This window comes from Erythrobacter ani (genome assembly GCF_019204025.1).
GTDB lineage: Bacteria > Pseudomonadota > Alphaproteobacteria > Sphingomonadales > Sphingomonadaceae > Erythrobacter > Erythrobacter ani.
Map to the genome: position 1 here is coordinate 1146223 of NZ_JAGSPB010000002.1, position 13872 is coordinate 1160094.

Annotated in this window: 15 protein-coding genes and 1 tRNA gene; 9 read left to right on the forward strand and 7 right to left on the reverse strand. The window is 58.0% G+C overall.

The window, feature by feature from the left end:
• The first annotated feature begins 80 nt into the window (after positions 1-80).
• On the forward strand, positions 81-1715 hold the full coding sequence (gene pyrG, locus KCG45_RS12545) for a CTP synthase (RefSeq protein ID WP_218317533.1): 1635 nt from the start codon (positions 81-83) through the stop codon (positions 1713-1715).
• A 451-nt stretch (positions 1716-2166) separates the two neighbouring features.
• On the opposite strand, the gene KCG45_RS12550 is transcribed toward pyrG, so the two are convergent.
• Complete coding sequence (locus KCG45_RS12550) at positions 2167-2655, reverse strand: Hsp20 family protein (protein WP_218317534.1); 489 nt, start codon at positions 2653-2655, stop codon at positions 2167-2169.
• A gap of 164 nt (positions 2656-2819) precedes the next feature.
• On the opposite strand from KCG45_RS12550, the gene grxC reads away from it, so the two are divergent.
• The 4 genes from grxC (at position 2820) to KCG45_RS12570 (ending at position 4505) form a co-directional block, all read left to right on the forward strand.
• Complete coding sequence (grxC, locus tag KCG45_RS12555) at positions 2820-3083, forward strand: glutaredoxin 3 (protein WP_218317535.1); 264 nt, start codon at positions 2820-2822, stop codon at positions 3081-3083.
• Positions 3084-3091: 8 nt separating this feature from the next.
• Positions 3092-3910: a carbon-nitrogen hydrolase family protein gene (locus KCG45_RS12560; protein WP_218317536.1), complete on the forward strand. Its 819-nt coding sequence runs from the start codon at positions 3092-3094 to the stop codon at positions 3908-3910.
• 8 nt (positions 3911-3918) lie between these two features.
• Positions 3919-4395 (forward strand): DUF1178 family protein, encoded by a 477-nt coding sequence (locus tag KCG45_RS12565; protein ID WP_218317537.1) that lies wholly within the window; start codon positions 3919-3921, stop codon positions 4393-4395.
• 33 nt (positions 4396-4428) lie between these two features.
• A tRNA-Arg gene (locus KCG45_RS12570) sits at positions 4429-4505 on the forward strand.
• An 11-nt stretch (positions 4506-4516) separates the two neighbouring features.
• Here the strand turns inward: KCG45_RS12570 and KCG45_RS12575 are convergent.
• The 3 genes from KCG45_RS12575 to KCG45_RS12585 all read right to left on the reverse strand — a co-directional run bounded on the left by KCG45_RS12575 (position 4517) and on the right by KCG45_RS12585 (position 7610).
• Positions 4517-5746: an MFS transporter gene (locus KCG45_RS12575; RefSeq protein WP_255548167.1), complete on the reverse strand. Its 1230-nt coding sequence runs from the start codon at positions 5744-5746 to the stop codon at positions 4517-4519.
• The gene (locus KCG45_RS12580) at positions 5743-6657 is read right to left on the reverse strand and encodes a haloalkane dehalogenase (protein ID WP_218317538.1); all 915 of its coding nucleotides are present in this window, start codon (positions 6655-6657) and stop codon (positions 5743-5745) included. The genes KCG45_RS12575 and KCG45_RS12580 overlap by 4 nt, the downstream gene beginning before the upstream one ends.
• 80 nt (positions 6658-6737) lie before the next feature.
• The gene (locus tag KCG45_RS12585; RefSeq protein ID WP_255548168.1) at positions 6738-7610 is read right to left on the reverse strand and encodes a mechanosensitive ion channel family protein; all 873 of its coding nucleotides are present in this window, start codon (positions 7608-7610) and stop codon (positions 6738-6740) included.
• A 158-nt stretch (positions 7611-7768) separates the two neighbouring features.
• On the opposite strand from KCG45_RS12585, the gene KCG45_RS12590 reads away from it, so the two are divergent.
• From KCG45_RS12590 to KCG45_RS12600, 3 genes are all read left to right on the forward strand, one after another.
• Positions 7769-8068, forward strand: coding sequence for an FtsB family cell division protein (locus tag KCG45_RS12590; protein WP_218317539.1), 300 nt, complete (start codon positions 7769-7771; stop codon positions 8066-8068).
• A 165-nt stretch (positions 8069-8233) separates the two neighbouring features.
• On the forward strand, positions 8234-9370 hold the full coding sequence (gene pdhA, locus KCG45_RS12595; RefSeq protein WP_218317540.1) for a pyruvate dehydrogenase (acetyl-transferring) E1 component subunit alpha: 1137 nt from the start codon (positions 8234-8236) through the stop codon (positions 9368-9370).
• A 3-nt stretch (positions 9371-9373) separates the two neighbouring features.
• Positions 9374-10756 (forward strand): pyruvate dehydrogenase complex E1 component subunit beta, encoded by a 1383-nt coding sequence (locus KCG45_RS12600; RefSeq protein ID WP_218317541.1) that lies wholly within the window; start codon positions 9374-9376, stop codon positions 10754-10756.
• Positions 10757-10823: 67 nt separating this feature from the next.
• Here KCG45_RS12600 and KCG45_RS12605 read toward each other — a convergent pair whose 3' ends face one another.
• The 3 genes from KCG45_RS12605 to KCG45_RS12615 are packed head-to-tail and all read right to left on the reverse strand — an operon-like array spanning position 10824 to position 13026.
• Positions 10824-11294 carry a TadE/TadG family type IV pilus assembly protein gene (locus tag KCG45_RS12605; RefSeq protein ID WP_218317542.1) on the reverse strand — a complete coding sequence of 157 codons (471 nt, stop codon included), beginning with the start codon at positions 11292-11294 and terminating at the stop codon, positions 10824-10826.
• The gene (locus tag KCG45_RS12610; protein ID WP_218317543.1) at positions 11291-11749 is read right to left on the reverse strand and encodes a TadE/TadG family type IV pilus assembly protein; all 459 of its coding nucleotides are present in this window, start codon (positions 11747-11749) and stop codon (positions 11291-11293) included. Before KCG45_RS12610 ends, KCG45_RS12605 begins: the two co-directional genes overlap by 4 nt.
• Positions 11746-13026: a pilus assembly protein TadG-related protein gene (locus KCG45_RS12615; RefSeq protein WP_218317544.1), complete on the reverse strand. Its 1281-nt coding sequence runs from the start codon at positions 13024-13026 to the stop codon at positions 11746-11748. The genes KCG45_RS12610 and KCG45_RS12615 overlap by 4 nt, the downstream gene beginning before the upstream one ends.
• A 196-nt stretch (positions 13027-13222) precedes the next feature.
• Here KCG45_RS12615 and KCG45_RS12620 point away from each other — a divergent pair, with 196 nt between their 5' ends.
• Complete coding sequence (locus KCG45_RS12620; RefSeq protein ID WP_218317545.1) at positions 13223-13867, forward strand: squalene/phytoene synthase family protein; 645 nt, start codon at positions 13223-13225, stop codon at positions 13865-13867.
• Positions 13868-13872 lie beyond the last annotated feature (5 nt).

The following is a 13872-nucleotide window of genomic DNA, read 5'->3' on the forward strand; positions in this document are numbered from 1 at the left end:
CCGATTGCTGTGGATGGCGACATTTGCGCGCCGTTATTTGCTTGCCTCGAATCCAAACCAACGCTTAAGGCTCGGCTCCCATGGCGCGGTACATATTTATAACCGGCGGCGTGGTTTCCTCGCTCGGCAAAGGTCTCATGGCAGCTAGTCTGGCTGCCCTCCTTCAAGCGCGTGGGTACAAGGTCCGTATCCGGAAATTCGACCCCTATCTCAATGTCGACCCGGGCACGATGAGCCCGTATCAGCACGGCGAAGTCTACGTCACAGATGACGGCGCCGAAACGGATCTCGACCTGGGGCATTACGAACGGTTTACGGGCGTTTCCGCGCGCCAGAGCGACAACATTACCTCTGGCCGCGTCTATCGCGACATAATCGCCAAGGAACGTCGCGGCGATTATCTTGGCGCTACCGTGCAGGTCATCCCGCACGTCACCGACGCTATCAAGGAATTCGCACTCGCCGACCAGGACGATCACGATTTCATCCTGTGCGAAATCGGTGGAACCGTGGGCGACATCGAATCGCTGCCATTCATGGAAGCGATTCGGCAGCTCCGCAACGAGCTCGAACCGATGCAAACGCTTAGCGTGCACGTGACCCTGGTACCGTATATCGCTGCTGCGGGAGAGCTTAAGACCAAGCCGACACAGCATTCGGTGCGCGAACTTGCGAGCCTCGGGATCAAGCCCGACGTACTCCTTTGCCGAGCCGAGCACCCAATTCCCGATGGCGAACGCCAGAAGATCGCGAATTTCTGTAATGTCCGCAAAGAAGCCGTGATCCCCGCTCTCGACGCGCCGTCGATCTATTCGGTCCCGCTCCAATATCATGAAGAGGGCCTGGACGCAGAAGTGCTGCGCGGTTTCGGGATCACCGATGCCCCGGATCCCGATCTTTCTGCGTGGAACGACGTAACCGACAGGTACTTCAATCCCGAAGGCGAAGTTACGATCGGCGTGGTCGGCAAATATGTCGGCCTTCCCGATGCGTATAAGAGTCTCAATGAAGCGCTCGTCCATGGTGGACTCGCCAATCGTGCGAAAGTGAACATCAAGTGGATCGACGCCGAATTGTTCGAAGGCGACGAGAGCGAAATCATCGCCGAGCTTGAACCGCTGCACGGTATTCTCGTCCCAGGCGGATTCGGAGAGCGTGGCAGCGAAGGAAAGATTGCCAGCGTTCGTTTCGCCAGGGAACGCAAGGTCCCTTTCTTCGGCATCTGTCTGGGCATGCAGATGGCCTGCATTGAAGGGGCGCGGTCGGCCGGTTTCGAGGATGCCTCATCGACGGAATTTGGCGAGACTCATGAACCGGTGGTGGGGATCATCACCGAGTGGATGAGCGATGAGGGACTGGAGCAGCGCGAAGAGGGTGGCGATCTTGGCGGCACAATGCGTCTGGGCGCCTATGACGCCAATCTCAGCGCCAACAGCCACGTCGCGCAGATTTATGGCGGATCCAGCGAGATTTCGGAACGCCATCGACACCGGTACGAGGTGAACTCGAAATATATCGATCCGCTTCAGCAACAGGGTCTCGTCTTTTCCGGGATGTCTCCGGACGGTTTGCTGCCCGAGATTGTCGAGCGCCCCGACCACCCATGGTTTGTTGGCGTGCAGTTTCATCCGGAATTGAAGTCCCGACCGTTCGATCCGCACCCGCTGTTTGCGGGTTTCATCGAAGCGGCACTCGCTCATTCCAGATTGGTTTAATCTCGATTTATCGCGCCAAATCAAAGCACGACTTTGACAAGGTACTGTTTCAAAACGTAAATTTTCATTTACCGGGAAAACTGACGGTTTTCCGAGGCTTATTCCTTCTGTCGCGTTCTTACAAGCGTGTAAGTTTACGCTTGCACGCAGGTGCAAATGCGCACTACCCGTGCGGTCATAAAAGGGTCATCACAAGAAAATTACTCGGGCTTTCCGCCTGGTTTAACTGCCAAGCTAGGGGCCGGCAGATATCGTATCAGGGGCGATCACCAGCCACAGGATCGATCTGTCACCACGAGATTGAGCTCGAACCGAAGTTGACCGTCTTCTGCGACCCGGACGGTGAGCATCGTGACGAGGCGGCCTGACGGTCGCGGGGGCGGATCATTGCGATCCGCCCCCATATTTTTGTCTAAAGTTCGTGTGTCGGACGAGGCCGGACTGCAACCTATCAGGCAGCGCCTTTTACCTTTTCGTCCGTCTCGCCGGAACTGTCCGGTACGGCGGTGAGGGTGGTCGCACCATTCACGGCGATCTTTTTCGGCTTCATTGCATCAGGCACTTCGCGCACCAGATCGATGGTCAGAAGTCCGTCAGCAAGGTCGGCGCTTTCGACACGAACGAAATCGGCTAATTCGAAACGGCGCTCGAAACCGCGGTTCGCGATGCCAACGTGAAGCAGCTCGCCGCCTTCATCTACGTCGTCGCGCTTCTTGCCCTGAACGACGAGCAGGTTTTGCTGCGCGGTGATGTCGATATCCTGCGGACGGAAACCGGCCACTGCCAATGTGATGCGGTAATTGTCTTCGCCGCTGCGCGCGATGTTGAAAGGCGGATAATTGTCGCCCGAATTCGTGCGCGCCTGGCTTTCAAGCAGATCGAACAGGCGATCGAAGCCAACGGTGCTGCGGCGGTAGGGAGTAAAATCAAGACGTGACATAATCTACAAATCCTCTTTTTTGAGCAATCTGAACATGTTTGCAGACCTGCGTGCTGCAGCGCCTGCGGGTTTGTCGCGGTTGCTGTCTCCCAAGACTGGCGAAACGCCGCGACAACCTCTATTTGGGTTTGCCAGCACACCTTTCAAGAGGTTTTAAGCACCCGATGAGCACACCGAAAATCGATATCTACAGCAAGTTTACCTGCCCCTTCTGCGTGCGGGCGAAACGCCTGCTTTCATCGAAGGGAGTGGAGTTCAACGAATACGATATCACGATGGGCGGGCCGAAGCGCGACGAGATGCGGGAACGGGCGCCGGGGGCAACGACTGTGCCTCAGATATTCATCGGCGACACTCATATCGGTGGCTCGGATGATCTTGCTGCTCTGGAGCGCGAAGGAAAACTCGACGCATTGCTGGCGGGATAAGAGGGCGCGTGCCTAAAATTGCCGTCCTGCAGATGACTTCGGGGATCGATCCCGAGGCGAATTTCGAGGTGATCGATCAGGCCATGGCCGAGGCGCAGGCGGGCGGGGCGGACGTCCTGTTCACCCCGGAAATGTCGTTGCTCCTCGATCGCGACCGGCAACGAGCTGCTGAAACAATCTCCAGCGAGACTTATTCGGGATATCAGCGCCGCCTTGCTGTATTGGCGACCCGCGGGCAGACCGATCTCGCTCTTGGCTCGATGCCCGTCGCTCTGCCCAATGGTAGGTGGGTGAACCGCTCGCACTATTTCTTCGCAAACGGCCGCGATCCGGTTCTTTACGACAAGATGCACATGTTCGACGTCGAGCTGTCGACCGGTGAAAGCTGGCGTGAGAGTGCCGCCTACGCACCGGGCGTGTTCGTGCGGTCCGAAGCCGACACGCCCCTTGGCAGGCTAGGTTTCACGATCTGCTACGACCTGAGGTTTCCGGCACTATTCGAAGCCTTGGGCAAGGTGAAGTGCGATAGCATTGCAGTTCCCGCCGCTTTCACGCGGCCGACTGGCGCGGCGCATTGGCACGTCTTGTTGCGCGCCCGCGCAATCGAAGCGAGCGCCTTCGTCATCGCAGCCGCGCAAGTGGGAGAGCATGACGATGGCCGCAAGACCTTCGGTCACAGCCTCGTGGTCGATCCTTGGGGCGAAGTGCTGCTCGACATGGGCGGTCAGCAGCCAGGCCTGGCGTTTTGCGATATCGATCTGGGTCGGATCGAGGAGGTTCGCCTGCAACTTCCCAGCCTTGCCAACAAGCGCGAAATACCCAACTAGGGCCCATCATGATCGTCTACGACCTCCACTGTGACCTCGGCCATCGCTTCGAAGGATGGTTCGGTTCGTCCTCCGATTACGAGGACCAGCAAGCCAGCGGGTTGGTCAATTGCCCGGAATGCGGCAGCGAGACTATTGGAAAGGCACCGATGGCGCCTGCCGTACCGGCCAAAAGTAATGCGCGCCCGGTCGAACAGCTACCCGTCAGGCAGGGGGAACCGAAACCGGTGTCGAACTCGCCGATGCCCGCAGAAGTTAAGAAAGCCATGGAGGTCTTGGCAAAAGCGCAGGAGAAGGCGCTGAAAAACAGCACGTTTGTGGGTGAGAAATTCGCCGAGCAATCCCGCGAAATGCACTACGGAGAGCGCGACGAAACCCCGATCCACGGTCAGGCAACGCTTGAAGAGGCGAAAGCTCTGGCCGAAGAGGGCGTACCCGTCGCACCGCTACCATTCCCTGTCGCTCCGCCTGACAAACTCAATTGATTTGAAACTTGCCGGTGCTATTGGCGTCTCGGCGACCCCGTAGCTCAGCCGGATAGAGCACCAGATTCCTAATCTGGGGGCCGCGTGTTCGAATCACGCCGGGGTCACCATTATTCCTGGATTAAGACTGGACAGCTTGAGCAGGAGAGCTCTGCCACAGCCGCTCCGCAATAACGGACAGGATTACAATCAGTCCCGATATTGCCAGCAATAGCATGCAAGTGCCTGCCCATCCGGCGAGGTCGTAGACGGACGTTCCAAGGATGCTTCCCAAGGCGCCGCCGATGAACATCATCACGATATAACTCGTCGTGAGTCGCGTGCGGATTTCGGGCTCGAGCGACAGGAATGTCATCCTGCCGGTTACATCGATTGTCGGGCCGACGAGGTTCACGATGACGAGCGGCAGCAAAAGCGTCCAGACGTTGAGCCCGAGCGGGTAGAACAACGAGACGCCGGTCAATTGTACAATTGCGCAAATCACCCGCGCTCGCCGCGCACCCACCCTATCAGCCCATTTGCCGAGCCGGGGCGTCGAGAAGATGCTGAGCGCAGCAATTCCCGCCAGATAGCCAACCGTGTCCACGCCGTAACCCAATTCCGGGCCTGTGAGGTAAAGGGCAAGGGCGAGCCACGTCGCGGTAAAAGCTGCGAAATTCAGACCCTGGATCAGTCCGGACAACATCATGTCACGGTGGTGCGCCGCCAGGATGAATACCGAGCGGATAAGCTCCAGATAATTCGAACGTGGCTGCTTGCTCGCAGTCGCATCGGTGCGCAGCGTCACAGGTAGAAACAGTGTGACCCCTGCAATGAGCGCGAAGGCGCACCAATAGACCGTCCTCCATCCGAATTGTTCCGCAACTACGCCGGCACCGACACGCGCGACGAGAATGCCGAAGATCACTCCGGCGGTCAGCAAGGCGGTCACCTGGCCCAGCCGTTCAGGCGCAACCCTTTTCGAAGCGAAAGCAGGGATCAGGTACGGCGCGATGGTCACGAAACCGAGCAAAGTGGAGGCAAGCGTGAACGCCGCGAAACCGTTTGCCAGCGCCATCCCGAGCATGAAAAGGGCCTGCAAAGCGACAAAGGCGATACACAGTCGCTTGTTCGAATAACGATCGCCGAGCGGCAATAGCAGCAGGATTCCCACTGCGAGCGCCAATTGATTGAGCGCGGGGACAATCCCGATCTGCGCTTCGCTGACGCCGAAATCGCGTGCAACCTCGCCGATGATCGGATGGATGTAATATGCGTTGGCCGTAACCACAGCGACGGTCACCGTCAGCGCATATTCCTGCGCCCGGCTGAGATAAATCGGCGCGGTGGTCGTGGCGGCGGCTTCGCTCAAACGAGGAAGCCGGCCTTTCGCGCCGTATCGATCACGCCCTGCGCTAATTCCTTTGGCCGGTCTTCCTGACAGAAATGGCCGCAGGTCGAGAGCATTGCGTGCGGCATTCCCTCGGCGCCCTTGATCCGGTCGATGAGTGGCTGGGCCAGGCCCCCTGTGACGGGATCATCCTCACCGAACAGCGTCAGAAACGGCTTGTCGAAGCCCGACAGCCCTTCCCAAGCGGCCTTGTTCTGCTCGATGCCGTCCATGCCGTCTTCGACCGGGACGAGGGCAGGGAACGCACGAGCACCCGCTTTGCTCGGCTCATCGGGAAACGGCGCATCATAAGCAGCAATTTCTTCCGGCGATCGCTCGGTCGCTGTGGCGCGCTGGAGCAGTTCGCCGATCTGGAATTCAGGCGAGGTTTTGGCGAAGTGTCGCCAGGCGAGGAATGCAGGTGAGGGCGTGCCGCCGGTCGGCAGAAAGGTGTTGCTGGCCACGACGCAGGTGAATTTGTCTGGCTCCTCGCCCACCATGCGCAGGCCAAGCAACCCGCCCCAATCCTGGCAGAACAGAGCGGCAGGCTGAGGCACCACAGCATCACGCCATTGTTTCAGCCAGCTGATGTGACGGTCATAACTGTAGAACCCGATATCATCGGGCTTGTCGCTCTTGCCAAAGCCGATGAGATCCGGCGCGAGGCAGCGAAATCCTGCGTCCAGCAGAACGGGGATCATCTTTCGGTAAAGAAAGCTCCAGCTCGGTTCGCCATGGAAAAGGAGGACCGGAGGGGCGTCCTCGGGCCCTTCGTCGATGTAATGCATCCGGCCCGAATGCCCATTGCCAAGGTCGATGTCGGTCCAGTTCTCAGCGAAATCGTAATCGGGGATCGCAGCGAAGCGGGCGGGGTCATAAGACAGGACTTTCATGATTCTCATCTCCTTCTCGGGAGTTGAGTAGCACGAAAAAACCTATCGGCCACCGTCCGTTCGCATTGGCTTTTCCGGAATCAGCCGCCCGTGCTGGGCTCGCCCGGATCCTGGCCCATGGGCACGCGCTCCTTGAAGGTGTGCGTGACGTACGGGAAGGGGATTTCGATGCCGGCATCGTCCAGCCCGCGCTTGATTGCGCGCACGACCTTGTCCTTGCTCTCCCAGCCATTGCGAGGTGTGGAGCCCGACCACCAGCGCACAAGGAAATCGACCGAGGAGGAGTTGAATTCCTGCGCAAAGATATCGAGGCCTTTCTCGGTATCGACTTCATCCACCGCGGATACGGCCTTGCGAATGACTTCCGAGGCCTCGTCGAGGTCAGTGTCGTACGAAACGCCAATCACGACATCGTGTCGGCGCTGATCCTTGTCGGTGAGGATCTCGACCGGATTCTTGAACAGGATGGAATTGGGTACGACGGTCAATTCGCCGGAGAGCGCGCGGATATGCGTTTCGCGTAGCGTGATATGCTCGACCTTGCCGATCATTCCTTCGCACTCGATCACGTCGCCGATCCGCATTTTCTCACGAATCATGATGAGAACTCCGGCAAGGAAGTTTTCGAAAATATCCTGAAAGGCGAAGCCGATCGCGACAGCTCCGATGCCGAGCCCTGCGATAAGGCTTCCGACCGTCAGTCCGGGGAAGACCACGATTGCCGCAATCAGCAACCCGATGATCCATGTTCCCAGCTTCACAAGGGTTTCAATAAGATTTCGCAGCGAGGGACGCAGGTCGGTCTTGCCGATCAATCCGTCCGCGATCTTGACCGTGAAGCCTGCAACGATTGCGGTGACGATAATTATGATGATTGCGATGCCGATGCTCGGCAGAGTGCGCACCAATTCGGTGCCCATCTCGTTCAACTGATCCATTAGCGTGCTGAGCATGATTTTCGTGGTTCCCTCGCTTTTCCCGCATCAACGTGAAACAGGTGGGGATCGTTCCGAAGCAGCAACACAGCAAGAAAATCCACCGGCACATCACGTTTCGACTTGATGCGACGGGTTAACTATGATTCTGTGCGGTTTGTATTGGGGAACGGGAAATGCGCAGACCACCACGGGAACAGTTGCGGCAGGGCCTTGCGCTCATGGCGCTGCTTGCCCTGACCGGATTTGCGATTGCCGGGCCGACCGGTCTGCTTGCCTGGAGCGAGAATGTTCAGGCGCTCGAACAGCGAAGCGCCCAGGTTGTAGAACTTACGGAAAAGCGCGACGCGCTGCGCAACCGGGTGAACCTGCTCAATCCCGAGTCAGCCGATCCTGATCTGGCGAGCGAGCTCGTGCGCAAAAATCTGGGCGTGCTGCATGCCGATGAGGTAATGATCACGGTCGAGGACGAATAAAGCCGCCGCATCGGCTGCTTGTCGTTTCCCTTATTCTGTACTGACATTCTGAAAAGCCGCGCTTTACGTTGCGTCTCGCCGATAGTCCTGACTATAGGGGCATTGGGAATTCCAGCGCGCTCTCCTCCCCCTTTGGCGCGTCCGTTTACGAGAGGATAATACACCTTGGCGAAACAGCCTGCATCCAAGAAATCGCCCGCAAAATCCGCAGCGAAAAAGCCCGCAGCGAAAAAGCCCGCAGCGAAAAAACAGGCGAACGCGGCCCTTGCATCGGACGATCCCGATTTCGCTCTGCATTCCTTGCAGGAGGAATTCGATGCGAACAAAAGCTTCGATGCTGACACCGATCAGATGATGGAGTTCTATCGGCAGATGTTGCTGATCCGACGGTTCGAGGAGAAGGCAGGCCAGCTCTACGGCCTCGGCCTGATCGGCGGCTTTTGCCACCTGTATATCGGTCAAGAAGCGGTCGCTATCGGACTGCAAAGCGCGCTCGACGGTGACAAGGACAGCGTGATCACGGGTTACCGCGATCATGGGCACATGCTCGCCTACGGCATCGATCCGAAGGTCATCATGGCCGAGCTGACGGGCCGCGAAGCCGGAATTTCGAAGGGTAAGGGCGGCTCGATGCACATGTTCAGCACCGAGCACAAATTTTACGGCGGCCACGGCATTGTCGGTGCGCAGGTCGCGCTCGGCGGCGGGCTCGCGCTTGCGCATCAGTACAACGAGGATGGCGGGCTGTGTCTCGCATATTTCGGAGACGGCGCGGCTAACCAGGGCCAGGTCTACGAGACGTTCAACATGGCGGCCCTCTGGAACCTGCCGATCGTGTTTGTGGTCGAAGACAACCAGTATGCGATGGGCACCGCGACGAAGCGCTCTTCAGCTGAAACGCGCTTTCACCGCAGAGGCACGGCTTTCCGCATTCCAGGTATGGACGTGAATGGTATGGACGTACTTGAAGTGCGTGCCGCTGCCGAAGTTGCGTTCAAGCATGTTCGTGAGGGCAAAGGCCCCGTGTTGATGGAGCTCAACACATATCGTTACCGCGGCCACTCAATGTCCGATCCCGCCAAATATCGCACTCGCGAAGAGGTGCAGGACCAACGCGATCATCACGACCCGATCGAGCGGCTGAAGAAGGCTCTGATCGCGACTGGCAAGACCGAGGAAGAATTGAAAGCGATCGATAAGGATATTCGCAAGATCGTGGCTGAATCCGCTGATTTTGCAGAGAATTCGCCCGAACCCGCTGCCGATGAACTCTACACCGATGTCCTGGTGGAGGAGTATTGATCGATGGCTATTGAACTCAAGATGCCGGCACTGTCACCGACTATGGAGCAGGGCACGCTTGCCAAGTGGCTCAAGTCTGAAGGCGACCCGATCGAGCCTGGCGACATCATTGCCGAGATTGAAACCGACAAGGCCACGATGGAATTCGAGGCCATCGACGAGGGCGTGCTTTCCAAGATTCTCATCAATGAGGGGACCGAGGATGTCGCGGTTGGCACGGTCATCGCGCATCTCGAAGGGGAAGGCGATGCATCCGCCAGTCCCGCACCAACTCCGCCTGCTGCCGATCCCGTCCCGGGTGAAGGGAAGGACGAAGGCCGCGACGAGCCCGGCGGCGCGAGCGCTCCGGAAAAGCCTAAGAGCGGACCAGAATCCGATCCCGACATTCCGGAAGGCACCAGCTTCACTAGCACCACGGTGCGCGAAGCTTTGCGCGACGGCATGGCTGAGGAGATGCGGCGCGATGGCCGGGTCTTCGTGATGGGAGAGGAAGTTGCCGAGTATCAGGGCGCCTACAAGGTCACGCAAGGTCTGCTCGATGAATTCGGGCCCAAGCGCGTAATCGACACGCCGATTACCGAATATGGATTTGCTGGGGTCGGGACGGGCGCTGCGATGGGCGGCCTTCGCCCGATCGTGGAATTCATGACGTTCAATTTCGCGATGCAGGCGATCGACCATATAGTGAACTCTGCGGCCAAGACGAACTACATGAGTGGCGGCCAGATGCGCTGCCCGGTCGTGTTCCGCGGACCCAACGGAGCGGCGAGCCGCGTCGGCGCTCAGCATAGTCAGAATTACGGTCCTTGGTATGCCAGCGTCCCAGGCCTGATCGTCATCGCGCCTTATGACAGCGCCGATGCGAAAGGCCTGATGAAAGCAGCCATCCGGTCTGAAGATCCGGTCGTCTTCCTCGAAAACGAGCTCGTTTATGGCAAGAGCTTCGACGTACCCGATCTCGAGGATCACGTCCTGCCTATCGGCAAGGCTAGGACAATGCGCGAAGGCAGCGACGTGACCATTGTAAGCTATTCGATCGGCGTCGGCTTCGCACTCGAAGCGGCGGAGACATTGGCGGGCGAGGGTATCGACGCAGAAGTGATCGACCTGCGCACCCTTCGTCCACTAGACAAGCAGGCAGTGCTAACCAGTCTGGCAAAAACCAATCGTTTGGTCATTGCCGAGGAGGGCTGGCCGACTTGCTCAATAGCGAGCGAAATTATCGCCATCTGCATGGAGGAAGGCTTTGATGATCTCGATGCGCCGGTCTTGCGGGTCTGCAACGAAGACGTGCCGCTGCCCTATGCGGCCAATCTTGAAAAGCTGGCGCTAATCGATGCTCCGCGCATCGTCGCGGCGGCGAAAAAGGTTTGTTACGCCGACTGAGTACCCCAACAATTGTAAAGTGGGCCGCGTAACGCGATGCCGCGGCCCACTTTTACAAGACTTTGTGTTAGGTTCCCGTTGCGGGAGGCGGGACGACCCATACCGGGCGCGAGTAATTGATTGTCGTGCCCGGCATGTCGATAGGTACGAAATCGTTCAGAGTATAATCGAGCGTAATGTCGATTTCGGTCGCACCTGACAGGCGGCTCGTACCCGTACGATCGACCGTGATGTTCAGCCTATCCGTATCAAGAAGGTAAGGCGCATTCACAGCCTCACCCAAAAGCACAGACCGGATTTGTTCATCTGTCAGTGCGTTGTTCTTTTGATATTCAATCATGACATATCGCGCGCCATCGGAAGCAAGCGACTGGACCGCGTTATAATTCTGCAGATACACGCCGGTCTGGATCACCCCGAGCAGCATCAGAAAAAATATCGGTGCAAGAAGCCCGAATTCGACAGCCGTAGCTCCGGCGCTGTCGCACTTGATTCTGCGCAACCGCGCCCGGAAATTCGCTCTGATGTTCCCGATCATGATATCTGCACCGAACGGTCTACGGAGAAGGTGATAGGCTGTCCGATACCAAACGAAGTCCATGTTGGAGTGTAAGTGTCGGTCAGGGACACGAGGATATATTCCGAAGTGACGCCGCTTGCGGGGCAATTGGATCTGACCTTGATTTTGCCATTGGCCATCCCGCAGCGGAATTCCCGTTCGACAGTCAGCGATTCGCCCGTAACACCAACTGAATTCTTCAGGATGTTCTCGATCTCCGACAGTTCGACCGTAGCGCCTCTGTTGGTTGCCAATACGATGATTTCCGCTTCGTTCGCAGCCGACTGCAGCTCATGCTGGCGAGCGACAACGGTTCCGACCTCGAATATGCCGAGGGTCATCATCACGAGCATTGGCGCAACAAATGCCGTCTCGATTGCCATCGAACCCCGGACGTCGCGAGCGATATTTGCGATGCGTGCGATCATGATCATGCCACCAATCTTACGTCGGCCGTGGTGTTGCCGACTTCAGTCGCGTCCTCAACGGGGCACAGGGTTTCAAGAAACGCACCCCCGCGAACATCGATGGTGTAAGCGGAAATCTGCAGGCATTGGGCAGCGACGTCAGCCGTGCCGTTAACCCGCAGATCTCCATCTGGGAGGTAGATCAAACCTTCGATCAAAGAGTTCGAGTTCCCGTTGAACTGATGAACCTGGCTCGCATTGTTGTCTCGATGTTCAAAGACGAGAATGTCTGACAGCTCATCCGCCTGCGAAGCGTACGGAGTACCCGCAAAATCACCCGACTGCATCGGCGTGAGATTGATGGAATTTCCGTTGCCGTTACCGCCGAGCTTGATGGTCGCTCCGTTCTTGAGAACGAACATCACTCGAGTACCCGTGACATCGTAATTCGCGGCGAGATCCAGCGTGCCCCCGTCGATAACATACACACCGGTAGCGAGGGTTGTGCGGCACTGCACCGTCAAGTCTGAATAGGTGCCTGGCTGCAATGAAGCCTGCTTGTTCTTTCCCTTACCACTGCACTTGTACGTTTGCGGCGTGGGATCATCCGGCGGAGTAAGTTCTTTGTAAGCGTCGAACAGGCCTTGGACGCCCTCGGTTGATACGGCCTCGTTATTTGCCGCATCAATCGTGCCGCAAGCAGCGATGGAATCCGTGTTCACCGTGGCTGACCCGTCGATAACAATTGCGTTATCGTCGCAGGAAAGCGCGGCGAGCCCGCACTGTGCGTTAACCGTCGCGCTGCCGCCGATCGCTGTGCCGGTGCCATCCTCCCTGAGCGAGATAACGCAGGCATTGTATTGGCCGCCAGCTGCGAAACTGGCCTGGGCGGTTACGCGAATCGTCGCGACTGTGCCATTGGTGATGAAGCTGCTGAATGGAAGCCGCTTCGAAGCCGTCGAAGTAACAACTACACTATTGTCCGTGCCGCCGGCATAGTCAGCTAACCTAATCTGGGGCACCGTGTCGAAACTATCGACTTTGTCGACGTTTGCGTCGTATTCCTGCTGCGCCCGCGATTGATATGTGTTTGCGACGTCGGGGTTTGAGCGCGCGAAAGCGCCGGCATAGGCCGCCTGATCGACCGCATATTGCAGCTCTCGCTTCCACATATACCACTGCGCCGTATCGATCGCGAAGCCAGCGCTGCCGATCAGAACCGGCATTCCGGTCGCGACCATGATCAGCGCATTGCCGCTGCGATTATCGCGCAGTCTGGTAAGAAAGTTGCGGAACTTGCCCATACGAAACCTCGTAAAATCAATGCAAACCTCGATGCATCGCATCGCAATAGAGCAGGCGTGGTATTCAGTCCGTTGAGCCACATGGTTAGCGATGGGTTAATGGTCGGTTTTTTTAGTTATCGAACGCATTACCCGCATCGATCCGTGTTGACAGATGGCTGCAATTCGTTGCCTGAGCGGTGCCACCATGGCGGATATGGATGAACCTCTACCTGACGAGTTAAGACTCGCATTGGCATATACGCCTGCCGCTGTGCGGGCCGCGATGCATACCTATTTCGCCTTGGATCAACGGCTCGCGCGAATTGCATCTGGAACGACCGAGCCGATGCTCGGACAGATGCGGCTGGCGTGGTGGCGCGATATGCTCGCGAAACCGGCCTCGGAACGGCCAGCAGGCGATGCAGTGCTCGATGCCATTGGCGAACATTACTTAGGCAATGAGCCAGCGCTCACCGATGTGATCGACGGCTGGGAGGTGCTGATCGTGGCAGATATGCTCACAGGCGATCAGTTGTCGAAATATGCCCGGGGACGATCGCGCGCGTTTTTGAGCGTCATCGACAGTCCATCCCGAGAAGATCGTGATGTTGTGGAGCGGGCCGGTATCCGCTGGGCGTTAGCCGACGCCGCCAGCCAAGTGTCCGACGAGGCAGAACGGGCTGAAATCGTCAAAACCGCCCTGGATACCCGACGCGGCGGTGGATTGCCGCGTAACCTTCGGGGGCTGGCGGTGCTGGATGCGCTCGCTATGCGCGCTCTAAAGTCAGGCGGGCGGCCGCTGATGGAGGGAAGAGGCGCTTCGCTCACCGCGCTCAGAGCGGGTATCTTCGGCTCGTAATTCCG